At 70.4% G+C, this 24,136-nt stretch carries 19 protein-coding genes; 10 read left to right on the forward strand and 9 right to left on the reverse strand.

From position 1 onward, the window contains the following. Window positions 1–61 precede the first annotated feature (61 nt). The 3 genes from F4562_RS24625 (at window position 62) to F4562_RS24635 (ending at window position 3,197) form a co-directional block, all read left to right on the forward strand. Window positions 62–751, forward strand: coding sequence for a class I SAM-dependent methyltransferase (locus F4562_RS24625; RefSeq protein ID WP_184540929.1), 690 nt, complete (start codon window positions 62–64; stop codon window positions 749–751). Between the two features lie 146 nt (window positions 752–897). Continuing rightward, window positions 898–1,368: a VOC family protein gene (locus F4562_RS24630; RefSeq protein ID WP_184540928.1), complete on the forward strand. Its 471-nt coding sequence runs from the start codon at window positions 898–900 to the stop codon at window positions 1,366–1,368. Window positions 1,369–2,099: 731 nt separating this feature from the next. Next, complete coding sequence (locus tag F4562_RS24635; RefSeq protein ID WP_246473550.1) at window positions 2,100–3,197, forward strand: ParB/RepB/Spo0J family partition protein; 1,098 nt, start codon at window positions 2,100–2,102, stop codon at window positions 3,195–3,197. 284 nt (window positions 3,198–3,481) lie between these two features. On the opposite strand, the gene F4562_RS24640 is transcribed toward F4562_RS24635, so the two are convergent. The 4 genes from F4562_RS24640 to F4562_RS24655 form a co-directional block, all read right to left on the reverse strand. After that, window positions 3,482–3,850 (reverse strand): YybH family protein, encoded by a 369-nt coding sequence (locus F4562_RS24640; protein WP_184540926.1) that lies wholly within the window; start codon window positions 3,848–3,850, stop codon window positions 3,482–3,484. A 234-nt stretch (window positions 3,851–4,084) separates the two neighbouring features. Next, window positions 4,085–5,701 (reverse strand): MFS transporter, encoded by a 1,617-nt coding sequence (locus tag F4562_RS24645; RefSeq protein WP_311733943.1) that lies wholly within the window; start codon window positions 5,699–5,701, stop codon window positions 4,085–4,087. 126 nt (window positions 5,702–5,827) lie between these two features. Next, on the reverse strand, window positions 5,828–7,246 hold the full coding sequence (locus tag F4562_RS24650; RefSeq protein ID WP_184540924.1) for an FAD-binding oxidoreductase: 1,419 nt from the start codon (window positions 7,244–7,246) through the stop codon (window positions 5,828–5,830). 299 nt (window positions 7,247–7,545) lie between these two features. After that, window positions 7,546–8,460 carry a LysR family transcriptional regulator gene (locus tag F4562_RS24655; protein WP_184540923.1) on the reverse strand — a complete coding sequence of 305 codons (915 nt, stop codon included), beginning with the start codon at window positions 8,458–8,460 and terminating at the stop codon, window positions 7,546–7,548. Between the two features lie 257 nt (window positions 8,461–8,717). On the opposite strand from F4562_RS24655, the gene F4562_RS24660 reads away from it, so the two are divergent. After that, on the forward strand, window positions 8,718–9,617 hold the full coding sequence (locus F4562_RS24660; RefSeq protein WP_221206766.1) for an ADP-ribosylglycohydrolase family protein: 900 nt from the start codon (window positions 8,718–8,720) through the stop codon (window positions 9,615–9,617). Between the two features lie 11 nt (window positions 9,618–9,628). Here F4562_RS24660 and F4562_RS24665 read toward each other — a convergent pair whose 3' ends face one another. Then, window positions 9,629–11,737 carry a prolyl oligopeptidase family serine peptidase gene (locus F4562_RS24665; RefSeq protein ID WP_184540921.1) on the reverse strand — a complete coding sequence of 703 codons (2,109 nt, stop codon included), beginning with the start codon at window positions 11,735–11,737 and terminating at the stop codon, window positions 9,629–9,631. 580 nt (window positions 11,738–12,317) lie between these two features. Between F4562_RS24665 and F4562_RS24670 the strand changes: the two genes are divergently transcribed. Together F4562_RS24670 and F4562_RS24675 are read left to right on the forward strand one after the other, a co-directional pair. After that, window positions 12,318–13,268 carry a carbohydrate ABC transporter permease gene (locus F4562_RS24670; protein ID WP_184540920.1) on the forward strand — a complete coding sequence of 317 codons (951 nt, stop codon included), beginning with the start codon at window positions 12,318–12,320 and terminating at the stop codon, window positions 13,266–13,268. Between the two features lie 11 nt (window positions 13,269–13,279). Next, window positions 13,280–14,161, forward strand: coding sequence for a carbohydrate ABC transporter permease (locus F4562_RS24675; protein ID WP_184540919.1), 882 nt, complete (start codon window positions 13,280–13,282; stop codon window positions 14,159–14,161). Between the two features lie 173 nt (window positions 14,162–14,334). Here the strand turns inward: F4562_RS24675 and F4562_RS24680 are convergent, their stop codons facing one another. Then, on the reverse strand, window positions 14,335–14,523 hold the full coding sequence (locus F4562_RS24680) for a carbohydrate-binding protein (RefSeq protein ID WP_184540918.1): 189 nt from the start codon (window positions 14,521–14,523) through the stop codon (window positions 14,335–14,337). Between the two features lie 178 nt (window positions 14,524–14,701). Further along, window positions 14,702–16,093: a DUF4832 domain-containing protein gene (locus tag F4562_RS24685; RefSeq protein ID WP_184540917.1), complete on the reverse strand. Its 1,392-nt coding sequence runs from the start codon at window positions 16,091–16,093 to the stop codon at window positions 14,702–14,704. A 145-nt stretch (window positions 16,094–16,238) separates the two neighbouring features. Here F4562_RS24685 and F4562_RS24690 point away from each other — a divergent pair, with 145 nt between their 5' ends. From F4562_RS24690 to F4562_RS24705, 4 genes are all read left to right on the forward strand, one after another. Next, on the forward strand, window positions 16,239–17,597 hold the full coding sequence (locus F4562_RS24690; RefSeq protein ID WP_184540916.1) for an ABC transporter substrate-binding protein: 1,359 nt from the start codon (window positions 16,239–16,241) through the stop codon (window positions 17,595–17,597). A gap of 80 nt (window positions 17,598–17,677) precedes the next feature. Next, a complete protein-coding gene (locus F4562_RS24695) occupies window positions 17,678–19,171 on the forward strand; it encodes a glycoside hydrolase family 36 protein (RefSeq protein ID WP_184540915.1) in 1,494 nt (497 codons plus the stop codon). 43 nt (window positions 19,172–19,214) lie between these two features. Beyond that, entirely contained in the window at window positions 19,215–20,375 is a 1,161-nt protein-coding gene (locus F4562_RS24700) for an ROK family transcriptional regulator (RefSeq protein ID WP_311733972.1), read from the forward strand. 182 nt (window positions 20,376–20,557) lie between these two features. Next, on the forward strand, window positions 20,558–21,178 hold the full coding sequence (locus tag F4562_RS24705) for an L-threonylcarbamoyladenylate synthase (protein WP_184540914.1): 621 nt from the start codon (window positions 20,558–20,560) through the stop codon (window positions 21,176–21,178). A gap of 626 nt (window positions 21,179–21,804) precedes the next feature. Here the strand turns inward: F4562_RS24705 and F4562_RS24710 are convergent. Both F4562_RS24710 and F4562_RS24715 read right to left on the reverse strand, forming a co-directional pair. Then, window positions 21,805–22,536 (reverse strand): DUF7873 family protein, encoded by a 732-nt coding sequence (locus tag F4562_RS24710; protein ID WP_184540913.1) that lies wholly within the window; start codon window positions 22,534–22,536, stop codon window positions 21,805–21,807. Window positions 22,537–22,669: 133 nt separating this feature from the next. Continuing rightward, entirely contained in the window at window positions 22,670–24,088 is a 1,419-nt protein-coding gene (locus F4562_RS24715; RefSeq protein WP_184540912.1) for an amidase, read from the reverse strand. Window positions 24,089–24,136 lie beyond the last annotated feature (48 nt).

Raw genomic sequence — 24,136 nt, forward strand, 5'->3', positions numbered from 1 at the left:
ACTTCTGCGGATCCCATCCACTCTGGATGCCGTCACCGAATTCTCGGAAAAGGAGCTTTCCATGAGCACCTACGACTTCACGACCGCCGACTTCAACGCCGTTTACGAAGGCGGTGACCTGCTGCCCGGCGCGGCGATCAAAAGCGTCCCGTGGGACATCGGGGAGGCGCAGCCGGCGGTGGTCGAAATGGAGCGTGAGGGGCGTTTCCGCGGCGAGATACTCGACGTCGGGTGCGGTCCCGGGGACAATGCCGTCTTCCTGGCCGGCCTCGGCTACCGGGTGACCGCCGTCGACGCCGCGTCCACCGCCGTCGAGCAGGCCCGGCAGCGGGCACGGGGGCTGGACGTGGAGTTCGCCGTCGCGGACGCGACCAGCCTGTCCGGGTATGAGGGCCGGTTCGACACCGTGCTCGACAGCGCGCTTTACCACACCCTCGACGAGCGGGGCCGCCTGCGGTACGTCGCCGCGCTGCACCGCGCCACCAGGCCCGGCGCGACCCTGAACATGCTGTGCTTCGCCGACGTCCCCGGGGGCATGCCCGCCCCGCTGGCCGTGGCCGAGGACGACGTGCGCGCCGTCCTGTCCGACGCGGGCTGGCACGTCACGGACCTGTCCCGATCGGTGTTCGCGGGCGTGGCCGCCCCGATGAAGAAGTTCTTCGACAAGGTCGGCGCACACCCGGAACTCGACGAGAAGGGGCGTACCCGGCTGCCGGTCTGGAAGATCGAGGCCGACAGGGTCGCCGCGTGAGCCGGGGGACCGCCGGAACCGCCGGAACCGCCGGAGCCGCGGGAGCCATCGGAGCTGCGAGGATCGCGGGAGCCGCCGGAGCCATCGGAGCTGCGGGGACCGCGGGAGTCGCGGGAGCCGCGGAGCGGCACGTCGCGGAGCCTCCCGTGGAGCGTCCGGGGGAGCACGCCGCCGGTCGGCGCGCGTTTCCCGTCGTCCACACCCGTCACGTCTCCGCCACCGCGCGGTTCTACGAGCGGCTCGGGTTCGTCCCGCACACCCGGCACCCGGCCACCGGCGAGCCCGGCTTCGTCGGGCTGCGCCGCGGCGCGAACGAGATCGCCGTCTCCGGAGCGAACCCGCCGCCCGACCCCGTGGTTCGTCCCGGGGGCGGCGGGGATCGGCCTGACCTGGCGGTTCATCCCGGGGACGGCGGAGCCCGGATGGAGATGTTCGTCTTCGTCGACGCGCTCGACGCCGTCGTCGAGCGACTCCGCGCCGACGGCGTACCGGTGCTGCGCGAACCCGCGGTCATGCCGTGGGGGGAGCGGGTGGCCTACGTCGCCGACCCCGGCGGCAACCGCGTCGCCGTCGCCTCCCCGGCGGGGGACCGCACGCCGCCCTCACGGCCCGCCTGATCCGGAGGCGCCGGCCCGGCCACGGCGGCTCCCCGGCCACGGCGGCGCGGACGGACACCACGAAGCCCCGGCGGAACATGTTCCGCCGGGGCTTCCGCACGCCTGTCCGTCATACATCCCGGTGCAGGACGTGATTGATGGGAGATCTGCCGTTGACGGATTGTTCCCAGGCGGACCCCGCATGTCCGGCACCGCGCTGTGAAAACCGTGCCGAACCCGCCCTCCACCGGGGGAGTGGCGAAATCCGGTGTGTCGCCGGCCGTCACCGGAACACGTTGACCCTGGGTGTCGACGCGCATGCCCCGTGCACTCACGACACCCGTCAGGAAACGAGGTCATGCCCGGGGGTAAAATGCGTTTCGAGCAAACTCTCAGGCCAATCCGTCGTATCACAAATACATTAAGGAGTCCTTTAGCGACTATCTGCGAGGCGGTCGAGGTCAGGCGGCGAATTCATGGAGGCCGGGGTGCGGGAGAAACCGCTCTCCCGGTGGCGTGCCGGGCGGAGGACGGGCGGTGAACGGCCGCACGCCGACCGGGCGCCGGTCGGAGACGGGGGCCGGGAGCCGACCGGATGCCGGCCGGTCGCGAGAGCGGGCGCCGACCGGTCGCGAGAGCGGGGGACCGCGGGTCGCGCACCCTCACGCCGGATCTCGGGGCGGAATCCTCGGGAGTGGTCTGGAGGACACCGACGAAGCGTTGACAGCGGCGCGTGTGACGAAGGAGTTGAATTGACCACCAAGGCAGCGAACCCGACGACAGCGAACCCGACGACAGCCGGCCTGACGGCAGCGAACCCGACGACAGCCGGTCAGAGCGGCACCGACGTCCCGCGACCCGTCTCGCCGAAGGCACCCGGCGGTTCCGCCGGGCCCGTCCGGCGCGGGTGCCCCGGCGGCCCGGTGGCCCGTGTCCCGGTCGCCGCCCTGCGGGAGGCCGACTCGCCCCGCCTGGGCGGCCTCGACCGGGGTCACCTCCGGGTCCTGGCCGAGAAGGTCGACGAACTGCCGCCGATCGTCGTGCACCGCCCCACGATGAAGGTCGTCGACGGCATGCACCGGCTGCACGCGGCGCGGCTGAGCAACCGCGAGACCGTCGAGGTGACCTACTTCGAGGGGTCGGAGAAGGAAGCCTTCGTGCTGGCGGTCGAGGCCAACGTCAAGCACGGCTTACCCCTCTCCCTGCCCGACCGCAAGGAGTCGGCGAGGAGGATCCTGCGTAACTTCCCCGAGTGGTCCGACCGGGCGATCGCCGCCAGGGTCGGGCTGTCGAACAAGACCGTCGGGGCGTTGCGCCGGGACTCCGCCGCGCACACCGCCCAGCCCGCCGTCCGGGTCGGCCGCGACGGCCGGGTCCGGCCGCTGAGCCCCGCCGAGGGCCGGTTACGGGCCTGCCACATCCTCTCCCGGAAGCCGGACGCCCCGCTGCGTGAGATCGCCGAGTCGGCCGGCATCTCCGTCGAGACGGCACGGAACGTCCGCGAACGGCTGAGCAGGGGGGAGAGCCCGCTGCCGGGCGGCGAGACGCCCGGCGAACCGGGACCGCGTCCCGGCAGACCGGCCACGGGGTCGCAGCCGGTGGACCTCGGCGCCGCCCTCGACGCCCTCAAGAGAGACCCCGCCGTCAGGTACACCAGCGAGGGGCGGGCCATGGTCCGCTGGCTGGAAGGCCGGATCATCCGCGGGCGTGAGGCGGACCTGGTGATGCGGGCTCCCGCGCACCAGGCCACGAAGATAGCCGCCATGGCGCGCGCCGTCGCGGCCCGCTGGAACGAGATCGCGGCGCGGCTGGAGTGCCGGGCGACCGGTGACGCCTTCCCGGCCTCGTGACACCGCACGCGCGCGCCGTGCCGTCGCGTCCGCATGCCCTGCCGCCGGGATCGCTTCCGGTCGGCCGGGGCCGCGGGTGAGACGCGGCGCCGGGCCGGCCTCCGCTCCGCCGGAGATCGGAGATCCGGCGGGGCCCGGTGAGCCCCGGCGTCCCTCCGGCTGAGCACCGGGGGGCACCGAGGAGCACCGGAGGTACCGAGGAGCACGGCTGAGCACCGGAGGTACCGAGGAGCACCGAAGGCACCGAGGAGCACCGGCCGGCCCGGTGAGCGCGGGGGTGACCGTCAGGTCTCGTCGGGGATCTCGGGGCGGTCGATGACCCGCAGCCACGTGCCGTCCGGCTGCCGGCGTACGACCTGAACCCGGCCGCCCGTGCCGTCGGAGGCGCGGGTGGAGGTCAGGGCCAGGTCGCCGTAGTGGACCGTCGGCAGCGGCTCCTCCACCGGGAACGGCAGGGGGATGTGCTCGACCATCTGCTTGAGCACGGCGTGGATCGCCTCCCGGCCGACGGTCGTCTCTCCCGGCGGATAGGCGAGCACCGCGTCGGGTGCGTAGAGCTCCGCCAGCCCGTCGGCGTCACGGGCGTTGGCCCGCTCCACGAACAGCCGGGTCAGGTCCTCGGGCGTGGTGGCGCGTTCACGGATTTCCGTCATGGTCGAATCCTCTCTTTCATTCAACTGTGGAGCAGTGGAAGCCGGAACTCCAATAGGCAGTGCTGATCGCTGTCAGAAGCACGGTTTATGAGTTGGATTTTCCGCAGGGCCGATGAATCGTTGAACCAGCGGATGCCGGGCCATATCGGCGAACCACCGGGCCCCGGGCAGTCGGGTGCCGGAACCGTTTTCCGGCCTTTCTTCACCTGCCACCCGTGACCCGGTTCCCGCCGCTCAGCGCGCGGCGCCGACGGGCTCCTCCACCTTCTCCTTCCGCGTCCGGTGTTCCTCCCGGTCTCGGGGGACCATCGCCAGGCACGCGACCGAACCGATCACCAGCACCCCGGCCAGGAGCAGCAGCGTCGTACCGGCGGCGTGCGCCAGCGCTTCGTGGAAGGTCCGGGCGGCCAGGTCCGCGAGCCCGTCTCCGACCGCCGGCGGCGCCGCGCCGAAGCCCTCGGACGAGGTGCCCGCCCGGCTCACCCCGTCGACGAACTCCTGCCGCGACCCGGGTGGCAGGTCCGCCGCCGCCGCGGTGGCCGAGGAACGCAGCGAGTCCGACAGCCGGGCCTGCAACAGCACGCTCACCGCGGCGATGCCGACGACGCTGCCGACCTGCCGGACGGCGTTGTACGTGCCGGACGCGGCACCCATCAACCCGGGCGGCATGCCGCTCATCGCGACGTTGGCCATCGGCGCGAAGGCGGATCCGGCTCCCGTGCCGCACACCAGCAGTGCGAGGGCCACCACCCACGGGTTCGCGTCCGGCCGCGTCACCGCCGCGACCGCCCCGATTCCCCCGGCGAACATCAGGAACCCGGTCAGGACCACCCACTTACCGCTGATCCGGTCGGAGAGGGTGCCCGCGACCGGGCCGGCGATCCCGCCGGACACCGCCATCGGCACCATGAGCAGCCCGGCCTGCTGCGGTGACAGTTGCAACGCCGACTGCAGGAAGAGGGTCACCGGCAGGTAGAGGCCGGTCAGTGCGAAACCGATCGAGGCGGCGGCGACGGTGGCCGCGCTGAAGTTGCGCCGCCGGAACAGCGTGAGCGGCATCAACGGCTCCCGGGGGTTGTACCGCTGCCACCCGACGAACGCGACCAGCAACAACACGCCGGTGACGATGACCCCGGTGACGGTGACCGGCCCGAAGACCGTGCCCCAGCCGTAGTGCTGGCCGTTCTGCAGGCCGAACACCAGCGCGAGCAGGCCCAGCCCGGACAGCAGCGTGCCCACGACGTCGAACCGCCGGTTGTGCCGCGGTTGCCCGCCCGGCACCAGCCGCACCGTCAGGACCAGCCCGAGCAGGCCGATCGGCACGTTGACCAGGAAGATCCACTGCCAGCCGGCGGTACCGACCAGGAGCCCGCCCAGCAGCGGGCCGACCGTGGTGGCCACACCGGCGACGGCGCCCCACGCACCCAACGCCGCGCCACGCCGGTTGTCGGGGAACAGGGTGGTGATGAAGGCCATCGTCTGCGGCGCCATCACCGCGGCGCCGACGCCCTGGAGGGCACGGGCGGCGATGAGCGTCTCCACGCCGCCGGAGACCCCGCACCACAGCGACGCCGCGGTGAAGATCGCCATACCGGTGAGGAACACCGGTTTGCGGCCCAGCCGGTCACCGAGCCTGCCGGCCACCAGGAGCGGCACGGCGTAGGTGAGCAGGTAGACGCTGTTGACCCAGGTGATCTGGTTCAGATCGGCGTTCAGGTCGATCAGCATGCCGGGGATCGCGACGTTCACGATGGTGGTGTCCATCATGATCAGGAAGAACCCGATGCAGAGCGCCGACAGGGCGGCCCACGGGTTCACGTCTCTGCTTGAGGGAGTCATGTCGTCATTCACTTCTGCTTGTCTGCGGGAGAAGTCATCGGTCGTCGCAGGCGCGGCTCCTTTCGTGGCGGTTCTCTCCGGTTCCTGCGGGCTCCCACCGGCCGGGCCCTTCTCACGGGCCCGGCCCCTCCCGGTCGATCAGCGGTGCTTTCCGCCGGTGCTCCCCACGGAGGGCGTCCCGCCCGGGGGCTCGATGTTCTGGTTGCGCCGGAAGAGGTTCGCCAGGTCGTAGACCGCCTTGAGCGAGACCAGCCTGTCCAGGACGGCCTTCTCGTAGAGCTCGGTCCGGAAGTCGCCCGGGGCCCGCTCGCCGTACACGAAGTTCAGCGACCGCCCGAGCGTCCACGGTGAGACGGCGTCGTAGAGCCGCTCGTGCGCCGCGCGCACGTCCGCGAGCTCATGGCCGTCGAGTGAGGACAGCACCCGCAGGATGTACCGCGCCTCCCGGAAGGACACCGCGTTCGGTACCGCGGGGGGACGGGAGAGGGCACCGCCGAGGTGACGCAGGTCGACGATGCACGGCACCGGCGCGTCCGCGCCCGCCAGCTCACGGACCGCGTCCAGCACGGCCGGGTCCAGCTCGCTCAGCAGCACGCTGTTGCCGTCGTAGGCGTGCGCGAAGTCCGGCTCCCGGTAGATCGACCCCGCCTCGCGGTAGGGCAGCTCACCGACCTCGTCGAGCAGTGGCGGGGCGACGTCCCGCCACGGCCGCACCAGGGCGGGGCCCCCGGTGAGGTCGGTGGTGGCGAAGCGCACGTGCACCACGTGCCTGCCGCGCAGCGGCTCGGGGAACACCGGGATCGGCGGGTAGCCGATCATCCCCAGCGACGCGGTCATCGTCTCGGGGACCCGGGCGGTCCACTCGCGGAAGAAGTCCAGGAGCGCCGCGGCGTGCTCGGAACCGAAGAACATCCCGCCGCCGTGGATGCGCTCGACCGGCTGGAGGTCGATCTCCAGGCTGGTCACCACCCCGAAGTTGTCCCGCCCACCGCGCAGGGCCCAGAACAGGTCGGGGTCGCTGTCGGCCGTCACGTGCCGCAGCTCGCCGTCGGCGGTGACGACGTCGAGGGAACGCACGTGGTCGGCGGCGTAACCGAACTCGCGGGCGAGCAGGCCCATGCCGCCGGCGAGGGTGTAGCCGACCACGCCCACGTGCCCGGCGGAACCGCTCGGCGGGACCAGCCCGTGCGGCTCGGCCCGCTCGACCACCTGGGCCCAGCGCGCTCCCGCCTCGATCCGCGCGTACCCACCCCGCGGGTCGACGGTGACGCCGGACATCCGCCCGGTGGTGATCAGCACGCCGCCCTCGTCGAGGACCGTCACCCCGTGCCCGGTGGACTGGACCGCGACCGCCGTCCCGTGCTCGGCGGCGAACCGCACCGCCGCGCGCACGTCCTCGGCGCCGGTCGCGCCGACGACCACCGCGGGCCGGTGGCGGAAACCGGTCTGGAAACCGCTGAGCTCCTCCTCGTAGCCGTCCCGCCCGGGAAGGAACAGCGGGCCGCGCACCTGCTTCTCCAGATCGGAGAAATCATTCCGTGTGCTGTCAGAAGCCATCTGCAACAGTCCTTCACTCGCCGTTATCGGGCCTGTGTGCGCGGCCGGGCCCCCAATTCCTCCGTCCCATCCTGGGCGGGTTCGGATCGTACGTCCAAGACCCGGCCTTTCTCGCTGGCAGAACCCGTTGTTATGACGCCGTTTCAGCTGGGGGTACGAGGTCGCCGTTCCCGTAGAACACGGTCGTATTCACCGGTTCGGCGAATACACCGGAAGAAGTGCGTTTTCCCAGGCCGCGAGCGTGGCATTTCGGATATCGCATATCGGATATCGCGCTGTATTCCCGATCCGGTCGGGGCTCAGGAGACGTCCGGCTCCTCACGGGCCGGTGTGCCCGCCAGCGCGATCCGGGCGTGGTCGATGAAGACCCGGGCCGCCGGGCCGACGGGCCCCTCGGCCCGCCAGGCGAGTGCCATGCGTCCGTGCAGCCGGGGCCGAGTGACGGTGATCGCGTGCAGTTCCCCGGGATACCCGGCGGCGATGGACGCCGGGAGGACCGCCGGCCCCAGACCGCGGACCGCCAGCTGGGTGAGGACGGCGGGATCGCTGACCTCGAAGGCGACCCGGGGCTCGAAGCCGGCGGCGGCGCACGCCTCGTCCAGGCAGGCCCGCATGCCGGTGCCCCGGGGAAGGCTGATCAGCGCCCGGTCGCGGAGGGCGTCGATGGTGACGGTGGAGCACTTGGCCATCTGGTCGCTGTGGCTGACCGCGATGACGAGCGGTTCGTCGACGATGACCTGCAGCTCGACGTTCGGGGGGTCCACGGCCGTCACGGCGACGATCGCCACGTCGAACCGCCCGCTTCTGACGCCGTCCAGCAACTGGTCGGAGTTCTCCTCGGAGAGGGTGATCTCCACCGCGGGATAGTCCTTGTGGAAGTCCGCCAGCAGCGTGGGCAGGTCGACCGACGAGCACGAGCGCACCATGCCCATGGAGACGCGTCCGCGGATCAGACCGGTGAACTCGTCGACGACGAGGCGCACCCCGGCGACCCCGTCCAGCACGGCGCGGGCGTGGGCCAGCACCGCGGTCCCCACCTCGGTGAGCCGCACCGTGCGGCCCGTGCGGTCGAGCAGTTCCTGGCCGAGTTCCCGCTCCAGCCGGCGGATCTGCGCGCTCACGCCGGGCTGGGCCACGTACAGTCGCGCGGCGGCCCTGGTGAAACTCGCCTCTTCCGCCACGGCCACGAAGTACTCCAGCTGACGCAGCTCCATGATTGACCATGCTAGTGACGCGGTCGCCGGCCGGGCGGCGGACGGCGACCCGGTGCGGTCGCGCGCCAGGACACCCGTTCGCTCGTTCCCGCGGCCGGCCCTCCGGTCAGGTGGACGGACCGGCCGGCGTCCGGCCTCCCGGTCACCGTGTCCGGCCGGCGTGACGCCCTCCGGCGGTCGGTGAGATCCGCGAAGCCCCGCGGCATCGGCGACACCGTGAGCCGGTGATGATCAACAAGGCTGTTACCATGACGACGATGGCAGCCAACCCTTCTACGCGTTCCGCGGTCTCCCTGCACGGCCTGGCCCTCGGCGACGCCTTCGGCTCCCAGTTCTTCGCCCTGGCCAACTACCGGTCGTTCCCCGACCGGACGCCCCCGGCGGGCCCGTGGGAGTGGACCGACGACACCCAGATGGCGTGTTGCGTCCACCGTGTCCTGGCCGACCACGGTGTCATCGACCAGGACAGGCTCGCCGCGAGCTTCGCGGCCCGTTACGAACCCCACCGCGGATACGGCGCGGCCATGGTCCGGATGCTCCCCCTCGTGCACGGGGGCGGCGACTGGCGGGCGCTCTCGGCCGAGTTGTTCGAGGGCAGGGGTTCGTGGGGCAACGGGGCCGCGATGCGGGTGGCGCCGCTCGGCGCCTGGTTCGCCGACGATCTCACCGAGGTCGTCCGGCAGGCCGTCCTGTCGGCGGAGGTCACCCACGCCCACCCCGAGGGGGTCGCCGGCGCCGTGGCCGTGGCCGTCGCCGCGGCGACGGTCGCCACGGAACCCGGGCTCCCTGCGGAGGGATTCCTCGACAGGATCGCCGAGCACGTGCCCCCCGGCATGGTCCGCGACGGCATCGCCGAGGCCCGGCGGCTGCTCGCCGTCGACGACCCCGGCCTCGCCGCCCGCACGCTGGGGAACGGCAGCCGGATCAGCGCGCAGGACACCGTCCCCTTCACGCTCTGGGTCACCGCCCGCGAACGCCACGACTTCGAGGCGGCCATGTGGACCACCGCGGCGGTCGGCGGCGACATCGACACCACCTGCGCCATCGTCGGCGGCATCATCGCCTCCTCGGGGCACGCCGACCGGCTGCCCGCGGAGTGGAGAAGAAGATGCGAGCCGCTGCCGGACTGGGCGGGCGTCCCGCCGCTCGACCGCTGACCGGACCTCCCCTACGACGCCGTACCGGGCGCCTCGTCCGGTGAGTGCGGCGTGACGCCGAGCGCCCGGCAGTAGAAGGCGAGCTCGTCGACGTCGTGCTCGATGAGCGCGGTCAGGGTGGTGCCGCCGCCGTGCCCGGAGGCGTGGAGCGGCAGCAGGAGGTAGGGCCCGCCCAGCTTGGCCTCGGCCTGGAGCCGGGCGACCATCTTGAGCGGGTCGTACGGCGGTGCCATCCGGTCGTTCATCGCCGACGCGAACATCATCACGGGATAGCGGCCGTCGGCCCGGACGTTGTGGTACGGCGAGTACCCGGCCAGGTACGGGCCCTCGACCGGGTCGTCGGGCGAGCCGTACTCGACGGTCGCCGAGCTCAGGTGACTGAACGTCGGGAAGCGCATCATGTCGAGGACGGCCGCGCGGCAGTACACGGCCCCGAACGCGTCGGGTGCCTGCACGGCGGTGGTGGCGACGAGCAGGCCGCCGTTGCTGTTGCCGCGCGAGACGAGCTTGGACGGTGTCGTGTAACCCGCCGAGACGAGCCAGCGCGCCGCGGCGACGTAGTCGTCGAAGGCGTTCTGCCGCCGCGTCTTGCAGGCCGCCTCGTGCCAGGCGCGGCCGTACTCGCCGCCGCCCCGCACGTTCGCGAAGGCGAGCACGCCGCCCAGCTCCAGCCAGGCGGCGTTGAGCGCCGCGAAGCGCGGCTCCAGCGGGATGTTGAAGCCGCCGTAGCCGTTCAGCCGCACGGGGCGGCGCCCGTCGCGGGGCAGGTCCTTGTGGTGGACGACGAACATCGACACCGGCGTGCCGTCGGACGACTCGTACCAGACCTGGTCCGTCACGTACTCCGACGCGTCGAGCCCGATGTCGGGCACGTGGTACGGCGACAGGCGGTCGTTCGCGTAGTCGTAGCGGTAGACCGACGGCGGTTGCACGTACGACATGAAGCTCACCCACACCTCGTCGCCGCTCCAGGAGCCGCCGATGCCGCTGATGGTGCCGTCGCCCTCGTTGCGGCTTACCGAGCCGAGCGCGGGCAGCACCAGTTCGCGCAGGTGGGTGCCGTCCTCGGCGTGGATCTGCACACGGTGCGACGCCGCACGGGAGTAGACGGCGTAGAGCCGTCCGCCGACCCCGGTGACGGTCTGCAGGGTGTCGGAGTTCTCTGGGATGAGCGTCCGCCACTCGGTCGGCGCGCTCAGCGACGCCACGCACAGCCGGCCGCGCGGCGCGTCGAGGTTGGTCTGGACGAGCACCGAGTCGCCGATCACCTGCACCTGGTTGACGGACCGCATGTCGGGGGCGACCGGCAGGAGCGCGTCGTCGGCGAGGCGCAGCAGGTGGACGACGTTGGCGTGCACGTAGTCCCACTTGTACAGCACGGCGAAGCGACCGCACTCGGTGACCTTCACCGAGCACCAGTACTCCTTGTCGTGGTCGTCGCCGAAGACCCGGCGGGCCGGCGCGTCCGACCCGAGCCGGTGCTCGTAGACGGCGTTCCAGTGCGCCTCGTCGCCCGGGGGCACCTCGCCCGGCTCCGGGCACGCCGTGTAGAAGAACCCGGACGAGTCGGGACGCCAGGCCACCGACATGTGGTTCGTGCCGCGGGGCCGGTCGGGCAGCAGCCGCCCCGTCTCGACGTCCAGCACGTGGATCACCGCGTCGTGGGTGCTGCCGACGGACTTCCCGAAGGCGACCAGTGCGCCGTCGGGTGACGGCACGGCGAACACCAGCGCCTCGTCGCTCGCCCAGGTGTTGGGGTCGAGCACCGTCTCAAGCGGTGCGTCCTCGCCGCGCCGCAGCAGGAACGCGAGTTTCTCGTCGTCGGCGTCCGCCTGCCACAGGAACTCGTGTCCCGGCGGTCCGGCGGGGATCGGTGGCGACAGCCGCGCGTGACGCGTCGCCCGGGTCACCGCCTCCCGCAGCCGGTCGCGGCCCGGCACCGCGTCCAGCACGGCACGCGTGACCGCTTCCTGCGCGGCGATCCACGCCCGGGTCTCCGTGTCGTCGAGCCGTTCCATCCAGGCGTAGGGGTCGTCGAACCGCCTGCCGTGCATCGTGTACCCGCTGTCCGGGTCGATCCGCGCCACGGGGGCTTCCAGGGGCAGGTCGAATGTGCTCATCGAGTGATCCTCCGTCGGTCGCCGGGCACGGGCGCGACCGCGCGCGGTTCACCGATCCCCGCCCTCACCGCGGACGGCGGGCACGCGCCACGGACGACGCCCGCAGCCGCGTTCGGAATCGGTGCCGCGGCTGTCGCTGTCCACGTGCCGTCACCACAATCGTGCCGATATCCAAGCACATACAACCATTTGAGATTATCAATTTTCAAAGGAAATCCAGTCACACTTCGGCCTGGGCGGGAGGTCCGGGGTGTCGCGTTGCGGGACGCGCCGGCTCGGGCCGCCGTCGTCGGTGCGCGACCCGCCGGCCGTGGTCCTCGCCGGCCCGGCGGCTCCGTCGCGCCGGCCCGGGACGAGGGGAACATGAACCCCGATGCCCGGCCGCGGGCCCCGTCGCGCCGCGGGACCGGTGACGACGTCGCCGGGCAAGGTGGACGCCGCCTCGTGCGGCGAGTTCCGGCCTTGAGCTGATCGGCGATACATATGATTAGGTATTGACAAATTTTCGCTAGCCTACATCATTATTATCCGATGGTGGACCGTTGGAGCGCCGGTGAGTGGCTATCGAGAAGGAGTGCGCATGCACGCGGTTGGGACACGACTCGATGCCGGGACCGACCAGCGTTCGGGGCTCCTCGGCCGCGGAGGCGGCCCGCGGAGGAAACGAGACGACCGGCTGGTCGGGTGGTTGTTCCTGCTGCCGGTGATCGTCGGTTTCGTGGTCTTCTACGCCTACCCGACGGCCCGGGGCGTGTGGTACTCGTTCACGGACTACAGCCTGCTCAACGATCCGTCGTACGTGGGCACCGACAACTACGAACAGCTGATCGACGACGACCAGTTCTGGAACGCGCTGAAGGTCACGGGCTACTACGTGGTCGTGAACATCGTCTCGCAGATGGTGGTCGCACTGGGGCTGGCAGCGTTGATGCACCGGCTGACCCGGTCGGTCGTGCTGCGTGCGGCGCTGCTGGTCCCCTGGCTGGTGCCGAACGTGACGATCGGCCTGTTGTGGGCGTGGCTGCTGGATCCCGACCTCGGATTCGTCAACCACCTCCTCGGCCTGGCCGGCCTCGACACGACCCTGTCGTTCAACTCCCCGACCTGGGCGATGCCCCTGGTGGCCCTGGTCAACAGCTGGGCCTACACCGGCTACACCGCGCTGCTGCTCTACGCCGGGATGCTGCAGATACCGCAGCATCTGTACGAGGGTGCGGCGATCGACGGCGCGGGCGAGACGCGGATGTTCCGATCGATCACTCTGCCGCTCCTGCGGCCGATCCTGGCGCTGGTGCTGGTGGTGTCGTTGATCGGCTCGTTCCAGATCTTCGACACGGTCGCGGTCGTGTACGGCGGCAAGGCGCCCATCCCGGAGACCCGCGTCATCTACTACTACATCTACCAGCAGGCCTTCAGCTACTTCCACATGGGATACGCCGCCGCTGTGGCGATGGTCCTCGTGGTCATCCTCGGTGTGCTGACGGCCGTGCAGATGCGAATGCTGCGCGCGTCGCGCTCGGACCTGGGCTAAGGAGCCTTCGGATGTTCTCCGGAATGAAGATCGGCAGAGGCGTCGCCTGGTTCGCCCTCATCGCCGCGGTCGTGCTCACCGTCTTCCCCTTCTACTGGATGGTCCGTACGGCCCTCACCCCCGCGGCCGACCTCTACCGCGACTCGACCGCGCTGTGGCCCCAGAACCCCACCTTGATCAATTTCATGCGGATCCTGGGCCTGGTCGACCACGAACAGGCCAGAGCCGCGGGCGGGTCAGGCGCGCACATCAACTTCCTGCTGTACACGATGAACTCACTGATCTACAGCGGCCTGATCGCCGTCGTGCAGACCTTCTGCTGCGCGATGGCGGGCTACGCCTTCGCCCGGCTGCGGTTCCCGGGCAGGAATCTGGCGTTCGGAATCATCGTCGCCGCGCTGATGGTGCCGCCGATCTTCACGCTGCTGCCGAACTTCGTCCTGGTCAAGCAGTTGGGGGTGCTGAACACCTTCACGGGCCTGGTCCTCCCGAGCCTGCTGATGACGCCGTTCGCGGTGTTCTTCCTGCGGCAGTTCTTCCTGTCCATCCCCGGAGACGTGGAGGAGGCCGCGACGCTCGAGGGCATCAGCCGGTGGGGGATGTTCTGGAGGATCGTCCTTCCGATGAGCCGGGGCCCGCTGGTCACCATCGGGCTGACCACCATCGTGTGGAGCTGGAAGGACTATCTGTGGCCGTTGCTGGTGGGGAAGGGGGAGAGTACCCGTGTCCTCACCGTCGGCCTGGGCGTGTTCCTCCAGCAGTCCCCGAACACGGCGCCGGACTGGACCGGGCTCATGGCCGGATCGGTTCTGTCCATCCTCCCGGTGCTCCTGCTGCTCGTCTTCCTCGGCAAGCGGCTGGTGCAGTCCATGAACTTCTCCGGCATGAAGTGACGACGCCCGCGGTGCCCGGGGTGCGGGAGTGTCCCGGTCCTGGCCGCCACATGCAACGCCTCGTCGCGGTCGTCGGTGGTGACGGCGAGGGCTTTTCGAGGTGAAGGTCCTGCCCGCGGTGGAGAGAACGCGGGAACCCCGGACCGGTGACCGGTCCGGGGTCGTCTACGGCTTCAGTCCGCCGCGATGTTGATCTTGTTGATGTCGGGGGCACAGCCGCCGGGGTTGGTGACGGTGACGGTGACGGTGTTGTTCCCGGCGGCGAGGGTGACGGTCAGGGCACGGACGCCCACGGTGTTCCAGTCGGCGGTGGCCGGGAAGCCGACGGTGGTCGCCGCCTCGTCGTTGACCCTGACCGTCACCGTACGGACCTCCGCCGACAGGAGAGATCACCAGCGTACGGGTTCCGGTGGAGCTCGCACCGACCTGGTTGAAGGTGGGAACCGCGCCGTCAGGGCGAGAACCGCGCCAGGAGGGGATTCATGGGGTGGTGACCTCCGGTGGAGGGAGGGAATCCCCCGACGGGTGGACGGCCCGAGGTCAGAAGACCCGGGTCCGGCCGAGTGTGAGCCAGCCGGGAACGGTGGTGTCCTGGTCGGCGTTGGCGAAGCGCAGCGGCATGCCGCCCGGCAGCGGGTTGGCGGCCCGCAGGACCAGCGTGTAGTCGCCCTTCCGCAGGCCCGCGGCGGGCAGGTCGGCGGTGAGCTCGGCCGGGACGCCGGGCATGATGCCGGTCAGCTTCCACGACGTCGTCCAGGTCCTGGCGATCCGGCCGTCGCGGCCGATGGCGGCCACCTGAAGGGGCCAGTCGTAGGAGAACGGGGCGACGCCGTCGTTCCGGATCCGGAGGGCGAGGTTGAGGCTGTGGCGCCGGTGACCGGTCTTCACCGCGGTGACCCGCAGCCGGTAGCCCAGTGACTTCGCGCCGGCCAGGGCCTTGTCGTAGGCGGCGCCAGTGTAGCCGGGGCTGAAGGCGTAGTGGTTGAGCAGCCAGGAGGCGTGGGTCTGGGCGACGCTTGCGGCGAAGTCCTTGTCCCCGTCGCCGGTGCAGTCCATCGGCGTGTTGAAGATGCAGCCCTGAAGTTCGGGCCGCAGCTCGCCGGCGACCGTGGCGCTCTTCCACTTGTCGGTGGTCCCGGCCTGCCGCATCAGGTCCATGAAGTGCCAGCCGGGCCCCGGCAGGGTGGAGTAGGCGAAGGAGTCGTCGTGGTACCCCATGTCGAGCGACTTGTTGTCGGCGCCGGGGTAGCGGACCATGAGCCTGGTCTCGTCGAAGGCCTCGTCGTAGGCGTTCAGGACCCTGAGCTGCTGGGCCTGGGACGCGAACCAGTTCTCCGTGCCGGGGTCCCCGTTGTGCGGCCAGGTGTGCCACTCGCCCCAGAAGCCCAGCAGGCCGAGCTGGACGAACCCCACACGGGGGTCTCCGTCGTAGCGGCGGCCGAGCGCGGCGATGAACCGGTCGAGCGCGGTGGTCAGGTTCGGGTCGTCGTAGTCGGGCGACACGCTCTGCCCGTTGTTGCCGAAGTCGTCGTACGGGCGGGTCAGCAGGCCCTGATCGAGGAGGAATTTGGGGATGCCGCTGGGCTTGCCCGGATAGTCGAGATAGAAGCGGAACGCCGCCTGGTGGCCTCGGGCGGCGATCGCGTTCAGCTGCTCTTCCAGGGGCCGCCAGTCGAGCCGGTGGGGACCGGTCATCACCGCGTTCAGCGGCAGGTAGAACCACTCCATCGAGTGCGGGAACGTCGTATAGGCGCCCGCGTAGGGGATGAAGCCCTCCAGCGGATTGGCGTCCGGAGCCTCCGCCGCCGCCAGGGCCCGCCAGTCCGGCTGTGTGGCCGCAGTCGAGCTTGGGGCGGGCAGCGCCGCCGCGACCGCGGTCAGGACGGCGACGACCGCCATCCGGGCAGGCCGGTTGACCAGAGAGTGGACCATCGAAGCCTCCACATGACGTTCGCCAAGGCATTTATGAGCCAACCTTGACAAATTTTCGATGAGCCACATCATTATTCGAGAGAGCGAACAAGGCAAGAGGGAAGTTTCCGGCCCTCGGCCCCACCCCCCAGGAAGAGGCATCTCGATGATCAACAGGAAGCGGGTCGGCACAGTGCTGGTGTGCGGGCTGCTGGCCGGTACGGCGCTGACCGCGTGCGGCGGCTCCGGAAGCGACGCCCCGGCGAACGGCCAGGTCACGCTCGACTACTGGCTGTGGGACGACAAGCAGCAGGCCTCCTACCAGGCTTGCGCCGACGCCTTCCACGCCGCGAACCCGAACATCACCATCAAGATCACCCAGACGGCGTGGGCACAGTACTGGCAGAACCTGACCACCCAGCTGGCCGCCGGTGACGCCCCCGACGTGTGGACCAACCAGGTGTCCTACTACCCGCAGTTCGTGTCCAGCCAGCAGATCCTCGACATCCAGCCGTACGTCGACGCCGACAAGGTCGATCTGAGCCAGTACCAGGAAGGGCTGGCGGACCTGTGGACCAAGGACGGCCGCCGGTACGGGTTGCCCAAGGACTGGGACACCGAAGCGATCGTCTACAACAGCGAGATGCTCGACAAGGCCGGCATCAAGGCCACCGACCTGGCCGACCTCACCTGGAACCCCACCGACGGCGGCACCTTCGAGCAGACCATCGCCAAGCTCACCGTCGACGACAAGGGCCGCAACGGCCTGGACCCGGCCTTCGACAAGGACAACGTCGCGGTCTACGGATACCAGCCGGAGTGGAACGACGGCTCCCAGGGCCAGAACGGGTGGGGCGAACTGGCCGCCGCCAACGGCTTCACCTACCTGGACAAGAACCCGTGGGGCACCCGGTACAAGTACGACGACCCCAAACTGATCGAGACCATCGGCTGGTACAAGGCGCTGACCGACAAGGGGTACGCACCCAGGTTCGACAAGCAGTCGACGCTCGGCATCGACGCGGTGATGAACTCGGGCAAGGCCGCGCTGACGATCGCGGGCTCCTGGACCATCAACACCTACCTGGGGGCCGACGCCAAGCAGAAGTTCGCGCTCGCACCACTGCCCGTCGGCCCGGTCGGGGTCCGCAAGAGCGCCATCAACGGCCTGTCGGACGCGATCTGGGCGGGCACCGAGCACAAGGACGCCGCCTGGAAGTGGGTGAAGTACCTCGGGTCGGCCGCCTGCCAGGACGTGGTCGGCGGCAACGCTGTCGTGTTCCCCGCGATCAAGACCTCGGCCGAGAAGGCGCTGGCCGCCCACAAGGCCAAGGGCCGTGACGTGCAGGTCTACGTCGACTACACCAAGACCCCCGGTGGCACGTTCCTGCTGCCGATCACCGAACACGGCACCGAGATCAGCCAGATCGTGCAGGACGCCCTGCAGTCGGTCATTCTCGGCCAGTCCGACCCCGCTGGGGCGTTGAAGAAGGCCAATCAGCAGGTCAACGCCCTATTCGGCTGACCGTTCCATTTTCTGTCCCGTTCGGCGGGAACCCCCGCCGGCAACCCCGCCGGACGGTCACTGCTGCTCGAAGGAGAACCATGCCCCTGCTCGTCGACCTGGCCGGCCGCGACTTCGCGGTCGAACTCACCGGTTCCGAGCCCCCTGAGCCCGTCGACGGCGGCCTGATCCTGCCGCCGGGCCGGGTCGCGATCCTGCACGGTCTCGCCGACGCCCTGTTCTACCGCCACGGCCAGAACTCCTGGAGCCCGTGCGGATGGCGGCGCCTCAGTGAGGCCCCCCTGCGGATCGCCAACCCCCAGCGGCGCCTCACCGCCGACGACACCGTCTGGGACGATCCGGCCCGCCACCACTCCTCGGCCGTGGCCGCACTGCAGGGGGCCGACGGCCGGGTGCTGCTGCTGGGATCGCTCGGGCTCGGAACCCCGCGCCTGGCAGCCGACCACGACACCCTCGTCGGCTGGTGCGAGGACGACGGAGCTCCCTGGTTCATCGCCTACGGCCCCGAGCAGGAGGTCTTCGCTCACTACGCCGAGCAGCTGGCCGAGCGGCTGGGCAGCAGCGACCGGCGTGCCGGCAACGTGTGGTGCACGTGGTACGCCTACTACGAAGGCATCACCGAACAGCTGCTGAACAAGGACATCGCCGAGCTGGCCGGTCTGCCGTTCGACGTCGTCCAGATCGACGACGGCTGGCAGCGGACCGTCGGAGACTGGCAGCCCAACGACAAGTTCCCCTCCGGCATGCGGGCCCTGACGGAACGGATCACCACCGCCGGGATGAGCCCGGGACTGTGGCTCGCACCGTTCATCGTGCTGCCCACCTCGGCGACGGCACGCGAACATCCCGAGTTCCTGCTGCGCGACGCCGACGGAGAACCGGTCGTCGCCGGCCACAACTGGGGCACCGGTTACTGGGCCCTGGACCTCACCCACCCCGGTGTCCAGGAACACCTCACCCGGCTGATCCACCGCGTGGTCCACGAATGGGGCTTCACCTACCTCAAGCTCGACTTCATCAACGCCGGTGCCGTCCCCGGCGTCCGGCACTCCGGGGCACCCCGCGAACAGGCATACCGGGACGCGCTCGCCCTGATCCGGCGCGTCGCCGGCCCGGAGGTCTACCTGCTCGGCAGCGGCGGTCTGCTGCTGCCCTCGCTCGGACTCGTCGACGGGCTGCGCAGCGGCCCCGACGTCGCCCCGCTGTGGACCAACTACGCCACCGACGACCCCTCGGACGCGATGGCCTACAACGCGGTCGTGAACACGTTGCACCGGCTGTGGCAGGCCCGTCTCGCCCAGGTCGACCCTGACATCGTCTACTTCCGCAGCCGCCTCAACCTGCTCACCGAAACCCAGATGAGCTGGTTGCATGACCTCGCCGCGATCTGCGGATTCAAGGCCGTCTCCGACCCGCCGTCCTGGCTCGGCCCGGACGAACTCCAGCGCATGGTCACCTATCTCACCGAGCAGCCCGAGATCGTCCAGGAAGGCAGATACAGTTTCGCCATCGACGGCCGCGCCGTCGACTTCACCGCCGCGCTGAACCCGGGGCAGCAGTATCCGATCTCATGAGGGACCGCTAGAATTTCGCTTTAACAAAGCATAATTGGGGGTAGTGGTGACCGACGGGGCCGGAGCCGATGTCAGCAAGCTCCGCGAACTCAACTCGCTCAGCATCGTCCGGGCGATGCGGGGTCAGCCACCCGCCACCGTCACCGAACTCGCCACCCGCACCGGCCTGTCCCGGCCCGGAACCGACGTCGTGGTCCGCGGGCTGGTCAGCGACGGATGGGTGAAGGTCGTCGAACCCGATGGCAGCAGCGTCGGCCGTCCGGCCCGCCGCTACCGTTTCAACGCCGACGCCGGGCACGTGCTCGGCGTCGACGTCGGCGGCCACAAGATACTCGTCCTGCTCGCCGACCTCGAGGGACAGGTTCTGCACAGCCACCGGCTGCCGGTCGAGCCGGACGCGGACCCGGCCGCGCGACTCGAGGCCGTCGACACCGCCATCTCCCAGTGCCTGACCGCCGCCGGGATGCGGCCCGACCAGATCTGGGCGGTGACGGTCGGGGTGACCGGCCCCGTCGACGCCACCGGCCGCACCACGCTGTTCACCCCGCTGCCGGGCTGGGCGAGCGTTTCTCCCACCGAGCACCTCGCAACCCGGTTCACCTGCCCGATCCTGGTCGAGAACGACTGCAAACTCGCCGCCGTCGCCGAACGCTGGCAAGGCGCCGCACAGGACGCCGACGACATCGTCTACCTGCTGGCGGGCATGCGAACCGGTGCCGGTCTCATCCTTGACGGCACCCTGCGGCGCGGCTACGGAGGAGCGGCCGGCGAGATCGGCGCGCTCAAAGCGGTCCGTTGGATCTCCGCCCCCTCCCACATCGAGAACTGCCCCGGGATGCCCGGGGACGTTCATCCCAACGACAAGGCCGCCTGGGTCTTCGAACGCGCCCGTGAGGGTGACCGCGCCGCCAGGACGGCGCTCCGCCGCTATGTCAAGGACCTCGCCGTCGGGGCCGCGGCCCTCGTGCTGACCCTCGACCCGCAGGTCGTCATCCTCGGCGGCGGCTACTCCCGCTCCGCCGACCTCCTCATCGACCCCCTCGAACAGGAGCTACGCCGCCTCTGCCTGCGCGTCCCCGAGATCAGGGCATCCGATCTCGGCGCGGACAGCGTCGCCCTCGGTGCTCTGCGCGTCGCCCTGGACCAGATCGACGCACGACTGTTCACCGACGGAATGCCCGCACCTCTCACCCTCCACGCCTGAGATCCCACTGCCCGGCCGGGTCGGTGACGTGCACCTGCTCGTGCTGGGCGTACATGGCGTACTTGGTCAGCGGCTGCGGATGCTCCCAGCGGTTGAGCGCGTCGGGCCGGCCGCCGTCGGTTCCGTACCCGTCCGGAGTGCGCGTGTCATGCGGTAGAGCGTCCGCTTCTAAGCTCTGAGGTGTGGCGAAGTACTTCGATGTGCATCCGGACAATCCGCAGCCCCGGCTGATCAGCCAGGTGGTCGAGCTCCTGCACGCGGACGGGTTGATCGCGTATCCGACGGACTCGTGTTACGCGCTGGGGTGCCGGCTGGGCAACAAGGAGGGCATCGACCGGATCAGGGAGATCCGCAGCCTCGGCAGTGACCACCACTTCACCCTGGTCTGCCGGGACTTCGCCCAGTTCGGCCAGTTCGTTCAGGTGAGCAATGCGCTGTTCCGCTCGGTCAAGGCGGCGACCCCCGGCGGTTACACGTTCATCCTGGCCGCGACCAAGGAAGTGCCGCGGCGGTTGCAGCACCCGAGGAAGAAGACGGTCGGCGTGCGGATCCCCGACCACGTCGTCACGCAGGCGCTGCTGGCCGAGCTCGGCGAACCGCTGCTGTCGAGCACCCTGCTGCTGCCCGATGAGACCGAGCCCCTGACGCAGGGCTGGGAGATCAAGGAGAGGCTCGACCACGTGGTGGACGCCGTCATCGACTCCGGCGAATGCGGCGCCGTCCCGACGACGGTCGTCGACCTCTCACAGGGCGAGCCCGAGATCGTTCGCCGCGGCGCCGGCGACCCGTCCCCCTTCGAGTAGGCGACCGGCACCTCTTGGGCACCGCGCCGTCGTCCTCACCGGTGAACCACGGTGAGGCGCCGGAGGGACGAACCGGCGGAGGGACGAACCGGCGGAGGGGTGAACCGGCGGAGGGGTGAACCGGCGGAGGGGCGGAACCGCCCGAGGGACGCGACTGTCCGAGGGACGCGACTGTCCGAGGCCCGGATCGCCGCGGGCACGGCGTCCGGCACCGGACGGCGGGGTTCCTTCGGAAAAGGAGCGACCCCCGGGCACCTGTCCATGTCCCCGGGGGTCTGTCGAGGCCGCCATATCCTGGCGCCAGCGGCGTTCAAGAGTGTGGATCAGTCGTAACGATGTCGCGCTCTGCCATTGAACTACCGGTGCACGATCAGAGCACCGGGCCGGACTCGAACCGGCATCTCGACGATCACAGTCCACCTCGGTCGATCTGGCGCTCGACGGCAATGCTGATTCTGGAGCGAGAGTCTGAGTTTGATCGGCTGCCTCTACCAGTTGGGCTACCCGGGCCCGCTTGTGCCCGGGGGAGGGGTCGAACCTCCACTGTCACCGTCGTTCAGGCTGACGTTCAGTTTCAGCTTGCGCTCCTCGCGCACCCATCCGCTCCGGGATGGGGGTTCATGGGGCTACCCGAGCAGGTAGCGGAACACGGTCTCACCGATCCGCCGGTCGGTGACCTCGATGCCGTTGGCCTCCTCACGGGCGTACTTCACCGCGTCCTGGAGCTTCTGCACCCTGGTCAGGAGCTCGTTGACCCGGCGCTGCGGAAGCGCACCGGAGAACGACACCTTCGTCCAGTAGCCGACGACCACGTCCTCGTTGTAGACCTGCACCTGCGCCGGGTGCTTGTCGGTCGCCTCGGACAGGACATGGTTGCGGGGGACCTTCTTGGTGCGGGTGGTCTTGACCGGCTCCGTCCGCCAGGTGTCGGTGTTCTCGTCCAACGTCCATGTCTCGGACGGGTCGAGCGTCGGCAGCTTGGCGATGAGCGTACGCAGGTCCGCCAGCTGCTTCTCCAGGAACAACAGGTACGTCACCGGCACATCGGCCAGCAGGACGGTGCCGTCGACCGTGACATCGGCCCTGGCCTCGCAGTTCGCCCAGTCCTTCGTCGCGGTGACGTCGAACAGCCGCGTCAGGGTCACGCCGACGTCCTTGAGAACGCCCTCCGCCTGGACCTGGACCTTGGTCGACTCGGGCGGAAGCTGCTCGCCCTCGTCGTCGATCGGCTGGTAGGACCGGGAGATGCCGGACAGCAGCGGCGTCTTCTGGATCGTGTGATAGGCGTCGGTCACCTTGCGCTGGACGTCGGACTTGACGCCCTTCTCGACGGCGAGGATCTGGTTGAGCTTGGTCACCGCATGAGAGTAGCCCCATGCCATGACACTTCACACCTGAATATTCGGTCCTTCCGGAAATGCGGAGGACGACGGGGGTGAGCCGGGCCGCCCGGACGACCGGCGCCGCGGTTCCGGTCAGGCGCCGTCCCGGTCAGCGGGGGGCGACGGGGGTGAGCCGGGGCGCCCGGTCCTCGATCGCCTGGGCGGCGTCGAGGATGACGTCCTCCGCGAACCGCCCGCCGATGAGCTGGACGCCGATCGGGAGCCCGTCGGCCAGCCCGGTCGGTACGGAGACCCCGGGGAAGCCCAGAACCGGCAGCGAGGTCATCGGCCACTGCGCGGCGACCAGAGCGCGTCCGCGCACCGGGTCGTCGATGTCGGCGTCCTGCTCGAAGGGCGGTTCGGCCGAGACCGGGGTGAGCAGGATCCTGTCCCGGCCCAGCAGCTCCTGGAGCCGGGTGATGAGCGTCGCCCGGCGGGCCCAGCCCTGGATGTACGTCGCGAGGTCGGGTTTCCCGCCCCACAGTTCCGCGGCGTACTCATAGGCGTAGCCGAGGTGGACGCGCATTCCCTCGTCGCCCATGTGCAGCATGCCGGGCAGTCCGGGCCGCATGTCCTCGAACAGCAGCAGGGACCACAGGCGCGCCGCCTCGGCGAGCAGCGGCAGCTCCAGCTCCTCCACCTCGTAACCGGCGTCGGCCAGCCACCGGGCCGCGGTGTCCAGCGCGTCATCGACGGACGGGTGCGGTTCGGCGATGCCCACGTCACGGACGATCCCGACGCGGACCGGTCCCGTCTGCGGCGGGCTCCCGGGCAGCGCGGGGACGCCGAACGGGTCACGCAGATCGGCACCCGCCATCGCCCGCAGGGCCAGGCGGGCGTCGGCCACGGTCCTGCCCAGCGGACCCTGCACCGCCCAGGCCTGGAAGGTGAGGGGGCCCTCGATCGAGGTGTCCTCGGGCGCCGTCCAGTTGGACACCAGGCCGACCGTCGGGCGGATGCCGACCACGCCGCAACACGCCGCGGGGAAGCGGATCGACCCGCCGATGTCGTTGCCCTGCGCCAGCGGCGTCATCCCGGCGGCGAGAGAACTGGCCGCGCCGCCGCTGGAGCCGCCCGGCGTGTGGTCCGCGCTCCACGGGTTGAGGGTCCTGCCGTGCGCGTCGTTGCTGGAGAACCAGCGCACCGAGAACGCGGGGGCGTTGCTCCGGCCGAGGAAGATCGCACCCGCGCCGCGCAGAGCGCTGACGCACGCCTCGTCCCCGGCGGACGTCGCGCCGGCCAGGGACGCGAGCCCGTGGCTCAGCAGGCGGCCCTCCTGCGGCGTGTTGATCTTCGTCGAGACCGGCACCCCGTGCAGCGGGCCGAGGATCTCCCCGGCGGCCACCGCCGCATCGGCCCGGCGCGCGTCCGCCAGGGCCTCGTCGGGGCGGACGTCGACGAGGGCGTTCAGTGCGGGGTTGACGCTGTCGATCCTGCTCAGGCAGGACGTCACGACGTCGACCGCGGAGATCTCCCGGGTGCGGATCCCCGCCGCGAGCCGCGTCGCGGACAACTGCCACAGTTCCATGCCTGCTCCTAGGCGGTGACGGGTGATGCGCTCTTCGGGCCGCAGAGC

This window comes from Streptosporangium becharense, from assembly GCF_014204985.1.
Taxonomy (GTDB): Bacteria; Actinomycetota; Actinomycetes; order Streptosporangiales; family Streptosporangiaceae; genus Streptosporangium; species Streptosporangium becharense.

Coding starts and splice junctions, on each gene's coding strand:
- F4562_RS24625 (WP_184540929.1), top strand. CDS start 62: ATGAGCACCTACGACTTCACGACCGCCGACTTCAACGCCGTTTACGAA.
- F4562_RS24640 (WP_184540926.1), bottom strand. CDS start 3,850: ATGACGGAAATCCGTGAACGCGCCACCACGCCCGAGGACCTGACCCGG.
- F4562_RS24650 (WP_184540924.1), bottom strand. CDS start 7,246: ATGGCTTCTGACAGCACACGGAATGATTTCTCCGATCTGGAGAAGCAG.
- F4562_RS24655 (WP_184540923.1), bottom strand. CDS start 8,460: ATGGAGCTGCGTCAGCTGGAGTACTTCGTGGCCGTGGCGGAAGAGGCG.
- F4562_RS24660 (WP_221206766.1), top strand. CDS start 8,718: ATGGCAGCCAACCCTTCTACGCGTTCCGCGGTCTCCCTGCACGGCCTG.
- F4562_RS24665 (WP_184540921.1), bottom strand. CDS start 11,737: ATGAGCACATTCGACCTGCCCCTGGAAGCCCCCGTGGCGCGGATCGAC.
- F4562_RS24670 (WP_184540920.1), top strand. CDS start 12,318: ATGCACGCGGTTGGGACACGACTCGATGCCGGGACCGACCAGCGTTCG.
- F4562_RS24675 (WP_184540919.1), top strand. CDS start 13,280: ATGTTCTCCGGAATGAAGATCGGCAGAGGCGTCGCCTGGTTCGCCCTC.
- F4562_RS24685 (WP_184540917.1), bottom strand. CDS start 16,093: ATGGTCCACTCTCTGGTCAACCGGCCTGCCCGGATGGCGGTCGTCGCC.
- F4562_RS24690 (WP_184540916.1), top strand. CDS start 16,239: ATGATCAACAGGAAGCGGGTCGGCACAGTGCTGGTGTGCGGGCTGCTG.
- F4562_RS24695 (WP_184540915.1), top strand. CDS start 17,678: ATGCCCCTGCTCGTCGACCTGGCCGGCCGCGACTTCGCGGTCGAACTC.
- F4562_RS24715 (WP_184540912.1), bottom strand. CDS start 24,088: ATGGAACTGTGGCAGTTGTCCGCGACGCGGCTCGCGGCGGGGATCCGC.